The following is a 17323-nucleotide window of genomic DNA, read 5'->3' as shown; positions in this document are numbered from 1 at the left end:
TATTTAAAATGCTTATTACATAAGTCCCTTCAAGTTTGGGGATGATATGGTTAGATCAAACCTAGCTTACATTGAAACTGGAGGGAATATAAATGTCAGATCATCCAATTCAAGGCTTAATGGAAACCGCAATGGAAAATATCAAGGCCATGGTGGATGTCAATACAATTGTTGGCGATGCAGTCGAAACACCAGATGGTACCGTGATTCTGCCAATCAGTAAGGTGGGATTCGGATTTGCTGCCGGTGGTAGTGATTTTCACGTTAATGGAGAAAGTAGTGGCAAAAGTGGTGCTACGGGTACCTCTGCTGAACATGCGAGTTCAGCTAAAGTAGCTTCTCCATTTGGTGGCGGTAGTGGCGGCGGTGTATCCATACGTCCTATCGCGTTCCTGGTGGTAGGTAAACAGGGGGTACACATTGTACCACTCGATAACTCCACACATCTGTTTGAGAAACTCATTGACTCCACCCCTTATGTTTTGGACCGAATTCAAGGCATGTTCCAACGGAATACAACACCAACGAATACAACAGGTGTACCAGTTACACCAGATCCATCAACGTATAGCTGAATCATTTCGTCATGATCCCTCCCGCATCCAAGCGTGAGGGATTTTTGCTGTTTTTGCCCGATGGGACATACTCCAAGTTGTCCGGACATAAGATAGTACAAGATTCCAAGTGACCCGGAGGAATGAATTGATGCGAAAAATAACGAAAGTCATTGCATGCATGCTTATCCCTGTCTTCTTGCTGTCTTCATTAGGGACTACTCAAGCCCAGGCAACGATTCAAGGTCCGTCTACTCATGCGCAAAGCGCTGCTCTCATTGATGTCACATCAGGCCGGATCTTATACAGCAAAGATGGGGATAAAGAACTGCGAATTGCCAGCTTGACCAAAATCATGACAGCGATCGTAGCGATTGAACACAGCAAGCTGGATGATAAAGTGAAAGTGTCTCCCACGGCTTTTGCCAAAGAAGGATCTTCTCTCTATCTCAAGTTAGGTGAAGCGATGACGCTTGAAAACATGTTATACGGGCTCATGCTCCGTTCAGGCAATGACGCAGCCTCTGCGATCGCAGAACATGTCGGTGGATCGGAAGAAGGCTTTGTCCTGTTAATGAACAAAAAGGCGGAGCAAATCGGTCTGACGCATTCTCATTTTATGAACCCTCATGGACTGGATGCAGAAGGTCACTATTCAACAGCTAACGACTTGGCACGATTAACGGCATATGCATTGCACAATCCGGTGTTCAAACGCATCGTAGCCACGGAGGACAAATCCGCACCGAACCCCAATGAAAGCTGGGAATACTCTTGGCACAATAAAAATAAAATGTTGCGGATGTATGAAGGTGCGGATGGAGTGAAAACCGGCTACACAAAAAAAGCTTTCAGATGTTTGGTCAGTTCCGCTACACGTAACGGACAGCAGCTCGCCGCAGTAACGCTGAACGACGGAAACGATTGGAACGATCATGCTCGGATGCTAGATTTCGGTTTTGAGTACTTCCCGTTAGTAGAGGTCGCCAAGCAAGAACAACCTGTGCAAAATACAGATGTCGTTACGGGCCGGGGATTCTGGTACCCACTGGCTAAAAGTGAAGAAGGCTCATTGACCAAGAAGTTGATACTACACGAAAATAGAGGACAGTCGGAAACGGAAGGCAAGGAACAATCGACAGATCCTTCGTTCGGATTGGCAGGTCGCATTGATATGCAGCTTGACGGCAAACTTGTGGGCTCAATTCCCGTGTATCGCAAAGGCAGTTATATTCCTCCTGAACCGAAGACAGAAGATGCAACGTTGGGTGGAATCGGTGATGTCTCTTCCTGGGCAGCTGCATGGCGTGCCGTTTTAAGCCACCTGTTGTCTCCTTAGCTAAATCGCCATTGAAGGGAGGATATAATCCATGATTAATCTAATTTGGCTGCTCATGATTTTAATCGGATTTGCTTTTGCAGCCGTCAACGGTAATATCGAAGTGGTCACGCAAGCTGCTTTTGATGGGGCGGCAACGGGAGTCACGGTCTGTTTTGGACTGATTAGTGTGCTTGTGTTCTGGATGGGTATGATGAAAATGGCTGAAGATGCGGGCCTCCTGGCCCGGATTGCCAAGCTGCTCGGCCCGGTTGTGGGCTTCCTGTTCCCCGATGTGCCCAAAAATCATCCGGCGATGGGTTATATTCTCTCCAATATGAGTGCCAATCTGCTGGGGCTAGGAAATGCAGCTACTCCCATGGGAATCAAAGCGATGCAACAGCTGCAGGAGCTTAATCCGGACAAACAAACTGCTTCTCCTGCCATGTGCACCTTACTGGCTCTGAATACGGCCAGTATTACCATTATTCCGACAACGCTGATCGCCATCCGCTTAAACTATCATTCTGCCAATGCTACAGAGATTGTGGGAACAACATTGATGGCTACCATTATCGCTACACTTGCTGCTATAATCGCCGATCGCTGGTATCGGAACAGGGCTTTACACAAACCGCCGCGCATACAGAAAAGTGGCAATCCCGGTATGAAAGGATGAGCACCTTTGTTAACCTTCATCAACTGGATCTCCGTCTGGGCCATCCCGGTTATTATCGCGTTTGTTCCATTATATGCGTTTACCAAAAAGGTCCCGGTTTACGAATCCTTTGTTGATGGGGCCAAGGATGGTTTCTCTACTGCAATCAGTATTATTCCGCATCTCGTGGGCATGATGGTCGCAATCAGCGTATTTCGTGCCTCGGGTGCACTGGATTTTGTGATTAGCCTGTTCGCTCCGCTGGTGTCCTGGATGGGTGTTCCAGGCGAAGTGTTGCCACTCGGAATACTGCGTCCTTTAACGGGGACAGGCTCTCTGGCGTTTACAACCGATCTAATCAAAACCCATGGCCCTGATTCCATGATTGGACGTATGGCATCTACGATTCAGGGGAGTACAGACACCACGTTATATGTGCTGACTGTTTATTTTGGGGCTGTAGGTATACGAAACGGTCGATATGCACTCAAAGTAGGGTTGTTTTCCGATGTCGTTGGTTTTATTGCTGCGCTCGCCATTTGTTTGCTCGTTTTTGGTTAAAAGATATCTCCTTTCCTTCCGATATATTAGATATGCTAGAATAATAGCGGAGGAGAGTGAGACATGCAGAAGAGTTGGAAACGAATGCTCCGTGTCGGAATGTCAGGCGTGCTTGCTATTGCAATGCTCGCAGGGTCAACGGGGCTGGCGGCAGCTCAAGCCGTTCAGACGATACATTTTACAGGTTACTTCGATAAACAGCTGCGTGCACAAATGGCAGTCACAGCGGATTCTTTTCCAGTCGTGAATGTACGTTTGGTCAAGCAGGATGAACCCGATATGGTATATTATGATGTTGGTACCTCAATATTGATCTCGAAGGATGAAGTGCTCACGAATTATCATGTCGTTCAGAGTTTTGCTGAACTGTCTGATGGTGATGAAGGTACACTGACTGTTGCAAGTCCGGGTTCCCTTAGCAAGCCTGTAAAGGCGAAGATTATTATGACAGATCCGGTCACAGACATGGCACTGCTGAAGCTGGACAAGGAAATAGACGCCCAACCGGTCGCATTTGCAAATGCAAGGGATAACCAGGTTGTCTATACGATTGGATTCCCCAAAAATCCTGCTGGTGATCTTGTCATCCTGGATGAAGATTTTCCTTCAACCTTCAATACGATAGCCAAAAGCAGAGTGTTTAGTTCCCAAGCTTTGGACGTCCCAGGTAAAAAGGGAATCGGCAGTATTGTGAAATCCATGGCCCAAGGTAATTCAGGTGGCCCTGTTCTGGATCAGAACAACCGGGTAATTGGTATGATGACATTTGTGTACGGTGGACGTACCTATTATATTACTTCCAAGACATTGCAGACTTTCATTAAAGAGAGTACCACACCTGCCAAAAAACAGGTTGCAGTTGCCGGCAAAGTTTCCAATTAAATGATTTGAGGAAAAGGCTTATCTTTACGCCATCTGTGTTTAACAGGTCGTGTAAAGGCATGCTTTTTTTGCGTCAATCTCAAAGGGGAAGGTCGCCTAAAATGCATAATCGTGTCGCCAGTTTACAAAATCCTTGGATTATCCTTGTGATTTCCTTGCGTGATGGGTATCATTAGTGTGAGGTGACATGACAAACATGGAAAGATTACAAAAAATTATCGCACAGGCAGGCATTGCATCCCGCCGCAAAAGCGAGGAACTAATCCTGTCCGGCAAAGTAGAAGTTAACGGGGAGGTCGTAACCGAACTGGGTACAAAAGCGAACCCCGAAGAGGATATGATTACGGTTAATGGAAAACCGATCCGCAGTGAGAAAAAAGTGTACTTGATGTTAAACAAGCCAAAAGGCGTAATAACAAGTGCATCTGACCCGGAAGGTCGGAAAATTGTATCCGACTACCTGAAAGGTGTCAAGGAACGCGTATATCCTGTAGGTCGTCTGGATTATGACACAGAGGGCTTATTGATCCTTACCAATGATGGTGAGTTTGCACATTTGCTGACGCATCCTAAGCATCACGTACCCAAAACGTATCATGCAACGGTTAAGGGTGTGCCGCATGGTACAGCTCTGGAGAAATTAAAGACAGGCATTATGCTGGATGACGGCATGACTGCTCCTGCAGAGGTAGAGTACAAAGATGTGGATACAGCGGCCAATGAGTCGGTCATTTCCATTACGATCTATGAAGGACGTAACCGTCAGGTTAGACGTATGTTCGAGGCAATCAACCATCCGGTAACCCGTCTGAAACGGATTTCGTTTGGTGGTATTTTGCTACAAAACCTGAAACGTGGTCTGACACGTCATCTGACCAAAGAGGAAGTCAACAACCTGATTACCCTCGCACAATCAGAACCAGCCAAAAAAATGAAAAAAAGGTAATGTGAGGACACATAATTTTCATAAAACCGCCGCAGTTTTGTGACGAAATTCGCTATAATTGTTCATAGGATGTTCACAGTTGTCTTAGACCAATAAGATGCGAATGCTACAGTCACTTAAAAGGGGAGCAGCACATGGGGAAATCAAGAAGAACGGTGCAAATCGTCATTTTGTTATTGATCCTGGTGTTGGGCGGATATGCGATTACCACATCGGTATCCGGCTCGAATGGCAAGCCAAAGGAAGGGGACAAGTCTCCTTCTTTTGAACTGCTGGGCCTGGATGGTCAAGTTCATACGTCTGATGAGTACAAAGGAAAAGCGATGGTGATCAATTTCTGGGGCACCTGGTGTGAACCTTGTGTTAAAGAAATGCCTGCACTTCAGGCACAAGCTGACAAATGGAAGAACCAGGGAGTACAATTTGTCGGGATTAATGTTGGAGAAGACCAGATGACCGTGGATAATTTTGTACGGCAGGTTGGCGTGACGTTTCCAATCATGCTTGACCGGGAGAAAAACTCGGTTCGTGATTTTGGGATCTCTCCGATGCCAACGACATTTTTTGTATCCGACACGGGCAAAATCTCTACCATTCATATCGGGCAACTTGATTTGGACACACTTGACGCTCAAATTTCGCAACTGGCGAAGCAGCCCTGACAGGAGGTCTATTCGTGTTCCAAAATACCAAATGTGAGTGCGGACACCAGAATCCGGTAGGCACTGTACTATGTGAAGCATGTGGGAAACCGCTGCTGGAGTCTGAAGCTAAATCGGATGAAGTGCTGGAAATGCGTTATGATGGCATGGCGCGCCGTTCACAGCGCAGTAATCCCAACATCATTGACCGCATATGGAACTTTTTTTCTTCCGTTAAAATTGCCGTCTATATGATTGTTTTTACGCTTGTAGGTTCTATGCTTGGTACAATCTATCCGCAAGAAAGTACATTCTTGAATATTGATCCTTCCGTGTATTACAAAGAAACATACGGTCAATTGGGTCATATCTATTATCTGTTGGGTTTATCCCATACATACGAATCCTGGTGGTTTATTCTACTGCTGGTGCTGATTGGGGCATCATTGGTGATATGCAGTCTGGATCGCGTCCTACCGCTCTACAAAGCACTGAATAAACAGAGAATACGTAAGCATACGCAATTTTTGACAAGACAGCGTCTGGTGTACCAAGGTACCATCGAAGAGGCACCAGAAGGCTGGATTAAGAAAGCGGTTACGCCGTTGAAAAAGAAAGGATACCGCGTGCACACCCAGGGGGATGCATTACTCGCCGAGAAACAGCGATTCAGTCGATGGGGCCCATATGTCATCCATATTGGACTCATTATATTTTTGCTGGCGGTGCTCGCACGAGGGCTTCCTGGTCTGAATCTGGACGAGCATGTCGCTTTTCCTGAAGGTGAGATCAAAAAGATCCCGAATACATCGATGTATCTGCAAAATGAACAGTTTAATGTTGAGTTCTACAGTGAGGACGAAGTACCAGAGCAATTCCGTAACCTGAACAAGACCGTTCCAAAACTGTTCGAAACAAAAGTTGTTTTGTATGAATGTACAGCAGATTGTTCGGATCTCTCGAAGAAACCTCAGTTAGCTGAGGTAGCCAGACATGATGTACGCGTGAATCATCCATTGAATTATAACGGTCTGAAAGCATATCAGTTTGATTATGATCTAACACCCACCATTCGTTCCGTAACGCCTGATCTGGTCAATACAAAGACGGGTGAAGTATACGGGGCCATTAAGATCGATATGGTAGACACCCAAAGAACATTTGAAGCTGGTCCTTATAAGCTCACGGTAAAAGAAAAGTTTATGGACTTTGGATTGGATGAGAATGGTCAGCCCAAATCAAAATCACCTTCACCTAATGCACCTGCTTTTCTCTTTCTCATCAAGGGACCGGATCTGCCCGAAGAGGGGATACAATATCTGTACTTTGCGAAGCAGATTGATAAACAACGGTTTCAACAGGATGCAATTAACCAACAGCTGATTGGAGCTGAGATTCCTTTACAGCTGGAAGTAGACAGCATGGACAAGGTCGATATTATTCAGTCCGTAAGTTATCTCAATATAAGAGTGGATAAGGCAATGCCTTTTGTATGGGTAGGAGCCGGTATTGTTATGTTGGGTCTGGTCATGGGTTTTTATTGGCATCATCGCCGCATCTGGATTCGTTTTGATGATAAACAGCTCACCTTGGGTGGACATACCAACAAAAACTGGTTTGGCTTCAGGCGTGAAGTTGCGGCCGTTTTGAAACAGATGAATCTGGAAGTGGAAGAGAAGTCGTTGGATAACGGGGGGAATCAGGCATGAGTTTATTGGATTTCAGCAGCGACGCATTTATCGTATCTTTCTTTCTCTATTGTGCTGCATTCTTGTTATATGCTGTCGCGGTCATGGGCAAAAAATGGAGTAATCGTGATCCTCTGGACCATATGAATCGCTGGGGTAAAAGAGCTTTTATCGCTTCGACTGTCGCCTTGGCGGCACACATCGTATTTTTTGTAACCCGATGGGCTGGGGCAGGTCATATCCCGGTTAGTAACATGTATGAGTTCATGTCTTTTCTGTCCATGATGATTATGGTTGCATTTATTGTTGTATATGCCATATACCGCAAGTCATTACTGGGTTTGTTTGCCTTACCACTTACCATTATTATTATGGCGTACGCCGCGGTATTTCCTCAGGAGGTACAACCATTAATCCCGGCACTTCAGTCCATCTGGCTGAAAATTCACGTGACGTTGGCCGCGCTTGGTGAAGCATTCTTCGCCGTAGGTTTTGCCGCAGGGTTCATGTATTTGCTCCGTACTGTTGATTTCAGTGGTAAAGATAAATCTTCAAGACGTCAACGAGGATGGGTTGAATTCACCCTGGTTACGATCGTTGTAGTCATCGGATTCATCGGAACGGTATTTGCCTTTCGTACAGCTGGTTACGAGGCGGTTTTTGTACAGAAAACGGTCAGCATTGACACAGAGGTACAGGAAAATAGTACAATAGAGAAAGTGATTTATCGCATGCCTCCGATTTTTGCACCATATAATAGCGAAGTGGAGAGCATGACACCGTTTCTTGGCATGGAAAAACCTTTACTTGAGACGCCTTCCTGGATGAACGGGGTAAATGCCGGGCGCAAGCTGAATACGGTGGTTTGGTCACTTATTGTAGGTCTGATCCTGTATGGAATTGTACGACTTCTTGTGCGCAGACCACTTGGACAAGCGTTACAGCCAATGATGGATGGAATCGATGCTGATGATCTGGATGAGATAAGTTATCGCGCGATTGCCATTGGTTTTCCGATATTTACGCTGGGAGCATTAATTTTTGCCATGATCTGGGCTCAGATTGCCTGGAGTCGCTTTTGGGGTTGGGACCCCAAAGAGGTGTGGGCATTGATTACATGGCTATATTATAGTGTGTATCTGCATTTGCGTTTATCCAGAGGTTGGCAAGGTCAGAAGTCTGCATGGCTTGCAGTTCTTGGCTTCCTGGTGGTCATGTTTACGCTGGTTGGAGTGAATCTGATCATTGCCGGATTACATTCTTATGCTGGAGCTGACTAGGACAGACTCGTATTGCAAAGGTTGAGTTTAGAAGCGGGAAACACAAATGTACCTTTTTATTGAAGGGTATTCAAATATTGTTCGCCAGATCGAACATAATAGAAGTGATGAGGAGTTATTGCAAAGGGGCTGGAGAGGCATGGCTGAACATGAGAATCGAATACTGGTCGTGGATGACGAAGAGAGAATCCGCAGGCTTTTGAAAATGTATCTTGAAAAAGAAGGTTATGAAATCGATGAAGCTGAGGATGGGGAAACCGCGCTGCGTAAAGCAACAGCAGGGGACTACGGGCTGATTTTGCTTGATGTGATGTTGCCGGGTATGGATGGAGTTGAAGTGTGTACCCGTCTTCGTCAGGTGAAATCAACGCCGGTTTTGATGCTCACTGCAAAAGGTGAAGAGATTAACCGGGTTCAAGGTTTCGAAGTTGGCGCTGATGATTATGTTGTAAAACCATTCAGCCCGCGTGAAGTGATTTATCGAGTCAAAGCGATTTTGCGTCGAGCTTCCGCGACAGCTTATCTCTCCAAGGAGAGCAATTCGAGTAACAACATCGTGTTCCCGCATCTGGTTATTGAACATGATGCCCACCGGGTAACCGCTGGTGGCGAAGAGATTAGTCTTACACCAAAAGAATATGAATTGCTGCACTACCTGGCAACATCTCCCGACAAAGTTTTCTCCAGAGAAGAATTGCTCAAAGATGTATGGAATTACGAATTCTTTGGCGATCTTCGTACCGTGGATACGCACGTGAAGCGTCTTCGCGAGAAACTTAACAAGGTATCGCCTGAATCGGCGGCCATGATTACGACGGTGTGGGGTGTGGGTTATAAACTGGAAGTACCGAAGTAGTTTTAGTTTCTGGAGATCACTGGTCGGGAAGTTATGGATCACTATTATCTGCCTTGTGGGTTGTGTACTTATAGCGCTGGGTCTTTTTTTGCTGCCCTACATTGATACGAACTTTGCAGAATCCGAATCCAGAGATATTAAGCGGTTGTTCACCTATATCTGTATTATCGGATTCAGTTTAACCACTTTTTTTGCATTGTTTCTATTCACCAAAATAACGCAGCCCATGCAGCAATTGATTCAGGCAGCCAATGCGATTCGCAAAGGGAACTACGGAACACGTCTCTCCCTGGTAACGAGTGATGAGATTGGTGAACTTGCGAACACATTTAATCATATGGCTGCCCAACTGGAAGATAATATTCGAAACCTTAACCATGAGAAGGAACATTTGGCGAGTGTGCTTCGCAGCATGACCGATGCGGTGGTTACATTTGATGGTGAAGGCAAAGTTATTCTGACGAATCCGCCTGGAGAGAAGATCATGCAGACATGGTATGATCTCGATTGGGCGAAAATGGACGAAGGACAAGAATCCGAGCAGTCTGACAAGACTTCGCGTGATGTACCTGAGCCCCTTCTTCCTTTGTTCAGAATGGTGATGGAGCAAGGTGGGGACCAGAACTCCAATGTTCACGTACAGCAAGGTGTCTGGTCTGTTCAGATGGCACCGTTGTATGCTGACAGTGTTGTCAGAGGGGCTGTGGCTGTTTTAAGAGATGTAACAGAAGAAGTGCGACTGGAGAAAATGCGGCGTGATTTCGTGGCTAATGTATCTCATGAGATACGAACTCCGCTATCCATGATGCAAGGCTACAGTGAAGCTCTTTTGGACGGGATGGCAACATCACCGGAAGAGAGCGAAGAACTGATCCAGGTCATTCATGATGAGTCCCTGCGGATGGGCAGACTGGTTAAAGACTTGCTTGATCTTGCGCGGATGGAAGCTGGACACACGGACATGGTGATGAAGGAAGTTGACCTCGGAGAACTACTTGAACGTGTATATCGGAAGTTCTCTGTGCGTTCAAAAGAACAGGGAATTCAACTGCAATTTAAGTTCGAACAACCAACCATTGAACTTCAACAGGCAGATGAGGATCGACTTGAGCAAGTATTTACGAATTTGCTGGATAATGCGTTCAGACATACACCTACTGGCAAAAATGTAATGATCTCAGCCGAGCGGGTCACTTATCTTCGTGCTCCATTTGTTAGAGTTTCTGTGAAGGATCAGGGTGTAGGTATCCCTTCATCCGACTTGCCATTTATTTTCGAACGATTCTACAAAGCAGATAAGGCTCGTGTTCGGGGAGAAAGTGTAGGTACGGGGCTTGGTTTAGCGATTGTGAAAAATATTGTTGATGCGCATCAAGGCATGATTACCGTCAATAGTGTGCTTGGCGAAGGGACAGAGTTTATTTTGCAATTTCCCTTGGATTCATCGAAATAGCCTGAATTTCATACAAAAAGTGCGGAAACACCCTCTTATGGAGGGTGTTTTTTTGTTGAAGACTACCGTTTAATCTTGTTCAACGTGGAACAAGAATGGTCTTTTTTTGACTAAAAAGAGTGTCCAAGATAATTTTCCTTCCTATGTGACATAAGCTTGAAAAGCAAGCAAGATAGAGGAGGATTGAGTTAAGCATGTCCGATGATCGAAAAAGGGTCAATATTAAAGCTTTCCTGGAAGGCAGATCTTTTAGAGCAGGCTCTCCGTTTATTCCAATAACCACAAGCGAACTGGAGCAGTTTGAATCCATACTGCGTTCTTTGGCTGTGGCTATTCCTGCTGCAATCAGTCAGCCGACTTCAGCCAATATACTGTCATTACAGAATGGATTACGCCAGTTACTTACTTTTGTAAATCAATCCGGATTTCGTGCCGGAGTAAAGGCAGAATTACAAGCCGTATTGGAATTAACGATTGCAGGTTCAGAGGTTGTCCCTGTTCCTCTTATTAATCTCGCAGGTAACTTGCAAAACTTACTGGATGACTTGTTAAGTGTGACGCTGCTTCTGGAAGTACCACCTGCAGAAAAAGATAAACTTGTGGGATTAATTCGATCGATCTCCATATCGTTAAGCAGGGCGACGACAACTCTTGGAACTGGAGGAATTACCGGACCAGCCGGCCCACAGGGAGTGCCAGGAGTCCCGGGGGTACCAGGTGTCCCAGGAGTCCCTGGAGTGAAAGGGGCTACTGGCACACCGGGAGGAATTGGACCAGTAGGACCGGTTGGCCCAGTTGGTCCACAGGGAGCACAGGGTCCGGCAGGAGCACCTGGTGTGGGTTTGAACAATATTACTGCATTTGATCCTGCACTGGGACCAACTTATGCTCAAGGTCAAGTAGTAAGCTACGAGGGTAGTCTTTATGTTGCCAATGTAAACGGTCCCTTGGGTACACCTGGAAGTTCTCCAGACTACACTCTTTTACTGTCGGGTGGAACCAATGGAGAAACGGGAGCAACCGGAACAACCGGAACAACCGGAGCTGGTTTGACAGGAGCTGTGGCATTTAATCCAGCGCTCGCCCCGGGTTATCCAGCAGGTCAAGTAATTACGTATAACGGTAGTACTTACATTACGAGTGTAGCTGGTCCTCTAGGAACACCAGGATCTTCATCGGATTACACATTAATCGCTGCTGCGGGGGCGACTGGTGCAACTGGAGCCACAGGTGCAGGATTAAGTGGCATCGTGCCATTCGATCCCGCATTAGCCCCAACATATCCAGCTGGACAGATCGTCACGTTTGGTGGCAGTACTTACATTACAAATGTCGCTTCGCCAACGGGTACGCCAGGAAGTTCTCCAGACTATACATTGCTTGCAGGTGCAGGACCTACAGGAGCCACAGGTGCATCAGGTGTAACGGGAGCAACCGGGGCGGGATTGACAGGCCTAGTGCCATTTGATCCAGCCGTAGCCCCGACATATCCAGCGGGTCAAGTTGTAACGTTTAACGGCAGTACGTATATTGCAAATGTAGCATCACCAACGGGAACGCCGGGCACATCGCCGGATTACACATTGCTTGCTGGAGCAGGAGCAACGGGTGTGACAGGTGCAACTGGAGTTGGAGTAACAGGAAGTACCGGAGTAACAGGAGCATCCGGCGTAACAGGAGCGACAGGCGTAGGTTTAAGTGGTATCGTACCATTTGATCCAGCCGTAGCCCCGACGTATCCAGCCGGTCAGGTTGTAACGTTCAACGGCAGTACGTATATTGCAAATGTGGCATCACCAACCGGAACGCCGGGGACATCGCCGGATTACACATTGCTTGCGGGCGCAGGAGCAACGGGAGTTACAGGAGCAACCGGCATTGGTGGAACGGGAAGTACCGGAGCTACAGGAGCATCGGGCGTAACAGGAGCGACTGGTGTGACCGGTGCAACTGGAGTTGGAGTAACAGGAAGTACCGGAGTAACAGGAGCATCCGGCGTAACAGGAGCGACAGGCGTAGGTTTAAGTGGTATCGTACCATTTGATCCAGCCGTAGCCCCGACGTATCCAGCCGGTCAGGTTGTAACGTTCAACGGCAATACGTATATTGCAAATGTGGCATCGCCAACCGGAACGCCGGGCACATCGCCAGATTACACGTTGCTTGCTGGCGCTGGAGCAACAGGTGTGACCGGTGCAACTGGAGTTGGAGTAACAGGAAGTACCGGAGTGACAGGAGCATCGGGCGTAACAGGAGCGACAGGTGTAGGTTTAAGTGGTATCGTGCCATTCGATCCAGCCGTAGCCCCGACGTATCCAGCAGGTCAGGTTGTAACGTTTAACGGTAGTACGTATATTGCAAATGTGGCATCACCAACCGGAACGCCGGGGACTTCGCCGGATTACACATTGCTTGCGGGCGCAGGAGCAACGGGTGTGACGGGTGCAACTGGAGTTGGAGTAACAGGAAGTACCGGAGTCACAGGGGCATCAGGGGTAACGGGAGCGACCGGCGTAGGTTTAAGTGGTATTGTACCATTTGATCCAGCCGTAGCCCTGACGTATCCTACAGGTCAAGTCGTAACGTTTAACGGTAGTACGTATATTGCAAATGTGGCATCACCAACCGGAACGCCGGGGACTTCACCGGATTACACATTGCTTGCGGGCGCAGGAGCGACGGGTGTGACCGGTGCAACTGGAGTTGGAGTAACAGGAAGTACCGGAGTAACAGGAGCATCAGGCGTAACAGGAGCGACAGGCGTAGGTTTAAGTGGTATCGTACCATTTGATCCAGCCGTAGCCCCGACGTATCCAGCCGGTCAGGTTGTAACGTTCAACGGCAGTACGTATATTGCAAATGTGGCATCACCAACCGGAACGCCGGGGACTTCACCAGATTACACGTTGCTTGCTGGCGTAGGAGCAACAGGTGTGACGGGTGCAACTGGTGTTGGAGTAACGGGAAGTACCGGAGTGACAGGAGCGACTGGTCTTACAGGGTTAACCGGGGCAACTGGTGAAACAGGAGCGACCGGTGTTGCAGGGTTGACCGGGGCGACGGGAATTACAGGAGCGACGGGACTAAGCGTAACGGGATCAACAGGAGTAACTGGAGGAACCGGGGCAACTGGTGAAACAGGAGCGACCGGTGTTGCAGGGTTAACCGGGGCGACGGGAATTACAGGAGCCACGGGACTAAGCGTAACAGGATCAACAGGAGTAACTGGAGGAACCGGGGCAACTGGTGAAACAGGAGCGACTGGTGTTGCAGGGTTGACTGGGGCGACGGGGATCACAGGAGCCACAGGAGTAAGTGTAACAGGTAGTACTGGAGCTACAGGGGAAACAGGAGCAACAGGCGTAACGGGAGTAAGCGTAACCGGTGAAACAGGAGCAACGGGAGTCGGCATAACGGGAAGTACCGGAGCAACTGGTGTCACGGGGGAGACCGGAGTCACAGGTATAACCGGTGCAACGGGAGTGGGCGTAACGGGAAGTACCGGAGCAACTGGTGTGACGGGTGGAACAGGAGTCACAGGTATAACAGGAGCCACGGGAGTCGGCGTAACGGGAAGTACCGGAGTTACTGGTGCGACTGGGGGAACAGGAGCGACAGGTGTAACAGGAGCCACGGGAGTGGGCGTAACGGGAAGTACCGGAGCAACTGGTGCGACTGGCGTAACGGGAAGTACTGGAGTTACTGGTGCGACGGGGGAAACCGGAGTCACAGGTATAACGGGAGCAACGGGAGTCGGCGTAACCGGAAGTACCGGAAGTACAGGAGTTACTGGAGCAACCGGTGCAACCGGAACATCTGTAACATCTAACTCGGCTTTTGCTGAGAACACTAATGGTACGATTGTTGTAATATTGGGTGGTACACTCGTTCCATTACCGAATAACCAAAATATTGGCACAGGTATAACCGTCAATGGGACAAATGACACCTTCACACTGACCAACGCAGGTCGCTACTATATCTCATACAAAATAAATCTGACAGCTGCACTTGCTATCCAATCTAGGGTTTTACTTAACGGTGCAGCAATTCCAGCGAGTGTAGTATCTCCAGTACTTTCTCTCAGTCAGCTGCAGTCTGACTTTATGGTTACCGTTACCGCTGGTTCAACAATACAGTTACAATTATTCGGGCTTGTTGGCGCAGCCGTTCTGTCTCCTCCGGGGTCTACACTAAACATTATTCAGTTAAGTTAATAGTTCGATTTCGTATTAGACTATTTCCATTGACCAAAAGAAGCGGAGTTCATATGGGGGTGATGGGCACCCCTTTTCCAATTCCACAAATATTTTGTTTGCAAACTTCATCACCGATATTTCAGCGAGTACATGAAAAAAGACGGGAACCACGAGGGTCCCGTCTTTCCTTTTACATATAGAAATAAGTTTAATTATTCCAGAACAATTTCAACAGCAGTATTGATTTCAGGCAACGCAGCAAGCTGCACAAGAACATCTTTTGGAACAGCTTTATCTACGGTCAGAATCATGATCGCTGCACCACCAATAATTTTACGTCCAACCTGCATGGATGCGATGTTGACATCGTTTTGTCCAAGCAGGGTTCCTACACGTCCGATAATACCTGGTTTATCGTTGTGGGAGATCAAAATTTGATGACTTTCCGGAGCGATATCTACCGGGAATTTGTCCAGACGAACAATACGTTCTCCATAACCTGCAAGCAATGTACCTGCTACACGACGTTCCTCAGCATCCTGAGTTGTAACCAATGTTACGGTAATCAGGTTAGTAAATCCTTTAGTTGTTGAGGTTTGGCTTACAACCACATTCAGATCACGGATTTTGGCCAGATGCATGGAGTTGACGATGTTGGCTTCCCCACCCAAATGTCTGGCGAGAATCCCTTTCACAATGTAACGTGTGAGAGGAGAAGTATCTACTTCAGAAAGTTCACCAGCATAGTCGATCCGAATCTCCTGCACTGCATTTTGTGTAATCTGTGCTGCAAAACTACCCAACGTTTCACCCAGTTTGAAATACGGCTGCAATTTGTTCATCACGGTTGGTGCAACAGCCGGCATGTTAACTGCGTTTTTAAACGGTTCGTTACGCAAAATGTGAAGCACCTGTTCCGACACATCGATAGCCACGTTCTCTTGCGCTTCTACTGTGGACGCACCAAGGTGAGGCGTAACGATAATGCTTGGGTGATTCAGGAACGGGTGATCAGCGGCTGGCGGCTCGCTTTCGAATACGTCAAATGCTGCACCAGCCACAATACCTTGATCAATGGCTTCGACAAGTGCCATCTCGTCAACTACACCACCACGAGCACAGTTGATGATACGCATGCCTTTTTTCATCACTTCGAATTGTGGACGTGAAATCATATGCCGTGTTTCCGGTGTTAATGGCGTGTGAACGGTCATGAAGTCCGCATTGCGAATGATATCATCTACACTAGCCAGCTTCACTTGCAGCTTCTCGGCACGCTCCTCCGTGAGGAACGGGTCGTAAGCAAGAATGTCCATTCCAAATGCTTTGGCGCGCTTGGCAACTTCACTACCGATCCGTCCCATACCCAGTACACCGAGCGTTTTATTTCTTAATTCCACACCCAGGAAGGTTTTACGATCCCACGTACCCTGAATAGTCTTGGCATATGCCTGAGGAATGTGTCGTGCCAATGCCATCATCATGGCAAACGTGTGCTCACAGGTTGTGATGGTATTGCCATCAGGTGCATTAATAACGATGATACCGCGCTGTGTAGCAGCTTCCAGATCAATGTTATCTACACCAACACCTGCACGTCCGATCACCTTAAGGTTGGTACCAGCCGTCATAATACGATCTGTAACACGAGTCTGGCTGCGAACCAAGAGGGCATCATAATCACCAATAATGGCAACAAGTTCATCTTCACTAAGACCGGTTTTCTTCTCAACAACAACATCATTTGCATCCACCAGTTGCTGGATCCCCAGATCACTGATTGGGTCCGACACTAACACTTTGTACATGGTTTCTTCCTCCTTAGGTATGTGTATCTATATCGTCAAGGTCTGACCTCAGCGAAGAGGTATTCCTTAAAACCAGGTTGATTCTTCCGCCCAACAACGCGGTGTCGCAACAGAGGGGGAAGGTGAAGCAAATAGAGTGATCCCACAGATATCCTTTAAAATAAATCAAAAAACTCTCAATCCACATACTGCTTGCGCAATAAGGGACGAGAGTTGTCGTGGTACCACCCTAATTCACCGCCGTTTCGCAACGACAGTCTTAGCGGTCAATGAAGACCGAAGAGGATAACGGGTCTAAACCGATTGCACCTACTCCAATTTCAATGCAATAACTCAGGAGCGCTCAAGACCATTTGCCTGCCACCGATTCACACCTACCATCGGCTCTCTGTAAGACGAAGCAACGTCTTTTTTCCATCATCGTGTTTAACGTGACTAATTTTTTCATAATGTATCATGGCTGACATGAGCATGTCAAT

Annotated in this window: 13 protein-coding genes and 1 other annotated feature; of the genes, 12 read left to right on the top strand and 1 reads right to left on the bottom strand. The window is 47.5% G+C overall.

Annotated features, from left to right (window positions below):
- The first annotated feature begins 92 nt into the window (after window positions 1-92).
- The 12 genes from ytfJ to EL84_RS32860 all read left to right on the top strand — a co-directional run bounded on the left by ytfJ (window position 93) and on the right by EL84_RS32860 (window position 15054).
- Window positions 93-575 (top strand): GerW family sporulation protein, encoded by a 483-nt coding sequence (gene ytfJ, locus EL84_RS25635; RefSeq protein ID WP_036607830.1) that lies wholly within the window; start codon window positions 93-95, stop codon window positions 573-575.
- Window positions 576-705: 130 nt separating this feature from the next.
- The gene (locus tag EL84_RS25630) at window positions 706-1893 is read left to right on the top strand and encodes a D-alanyl-D-alanine carboxypeptidase family protein (protein ID WP_053061613.1); all 1188 of its coding nucleotides are present in this window, start codon (window positions 706-708) and stop codon (window positions 1891-1893) included.
- A gap of 31 nt (window positions 1894-1924) precedes the next feature.
- Entirely contained in the window at window positions 1925-2551 is a 627-nt protein-coding gene (locus tag EL84_RS25625; RefSeq protein WP_036672256.1) for a nucleoside recognition domain-containing protein, read from the top strand.
- A 6-nt stretch (window positions 2552-2557) separates the two neighbouring features.
- The gene (locus tag EL84_RS25620) at window positions 2558-3091 is read left to right on the top strand and encodes a spore maturation protein (protein WP_017687658.1); all 534 of its coding nucleotides are present in this window, start codon (window positions 2558-2560) and stop codon (window positions 3089-3091) included.
- A 63-nt stretch (window positions 3092-3154) separates the two neighbouring features.
- Window positions 3155-3973 carry a S1 family peptidase gene (locus EL84_RS25615; RefSeq protein ID WP_047843578.1) on the top strand — a complete coding sequence of 273 codons (819 nt, stop codon included), beginning with the start codon at window positions 3155-3157 and terminating at the stop codon, window positions 3971-3973.
- 196 nt (window positions 3974-4169) lie between these two features.
- Window positions 4170-4919: a pseudouridine synthase gene (locus tag EL84_RS25610; protein ID WP_036607741.1), complete on the top strand. Its 750-nt coding sequence runs from the start codon at window positions 4170-4172 to the stop codon at window positions 4917-4919.
- A gap of 134 nt (window positions 4920-5053) precedes the next feature.
- A complete protein-coding gene (locus EL84_RS25605; RefSeq protein ID WP_047843577.1) occupies window positions 5054-5581 on the top strand; it encodes a redoxin family protein in 528 nt (175 codons plus the stop codon).
- Between the two features lie 14 nt (window positions 5582-5595).
- Window positions 5596-7269 (top strand): cytochrome c biogenesis protein ResB, encoded by a 1674-nt coding sequence (locus tag EL84_RS25600; RefSeq protein ID WP_047843576.1) that lies wholly within the window; start codon window positions 5596-5598, stop codon window positions 7267-7269.
- Entirely contained in the window at window positions 7266-8528 is a 1263-nt protein-coding gene (gene ccsA / locus EL84_RS25595) for a cytochrome c biogenesis protein CcsA (RefSeq protein ID WP_047843575.1), read from the top strand. Before EL84_RS25600 ends, ccsA begins: the two co-directional genes overlap by 4 nt.
- 139 nt (window positions 8529-8667) lie before the next feature.
- Window positions 8668-9384 (top strand): response regulator transcription factor, encoded by a 717-nt coding sequence (locus tag EL84_RS25590; RefSeq protein ID WP_036607918.1) that lies wholly within the window; start codon window positions 8668-8670, stop codon window positions 9382-9384.
- Window positions 9385-9439: 55 nt separating this feature from the next.
- Entirely contained in the window at window positions 9440-10837 is a 1398-nt protein-coding gene (locus EL84_RS25585) for a HAMP domain-containing histidine kinase (protein ID WP_017687665.1), read from the top strand.
- A gap of 194 nt (window positions 10838-11031) precedes the next feature.
- The gene (locus EL84_RS32860) at window positions 11032-15054 is read left to right on the top strand and encodes a BclA C-terminal domain-containing protein (RefSeq protein WP_053061612.1); all 4023 of its coding nucleotides are present in this window, start codon (window positions 11032-11034) and stop codon (window positions 15052-15054) included.
- Between the two features lie 194 nt (window positions 15055-15248).
- Here the strand turns inward: EL84_RS32860 and serA are convergent, their stop codons facing one another.
- Complete coding sequence (gene serA, locus EL84_RS25575) at window positions 15249-16844, bottom strand: phosphoglycerate dehydrogenase (RefSeq protein WP_047843574.1); 1596 nt, start codon at window positions 16842-16844, stop codon at window positions 15249-15251.
- 199 nt (window positions 16845-17043) lie between these two features.
- Window positions 17044-17274 (bottom strand) — a binding site (T-box leader).
- Window positions 17275-17323: the final 49 nt, after the last annotated feature.

It is taken from the genome of Paenibacillus sp. VT-400 (assembly GCF_001029205.1).
In the GTDB taxonomy this organism is placed as follows: domain Bacteria; phylum Bacillota; class Bacilli; order Paenibacillales; family Paenibacillaceae; genus Paenibacillus; species Paenibacillus amylolyticus.
The sequence above is the reverse complement of the archived record's forward strand: the minus strand, read 5'-3'. Positions and strand labels throughout refer to the sequence as shown.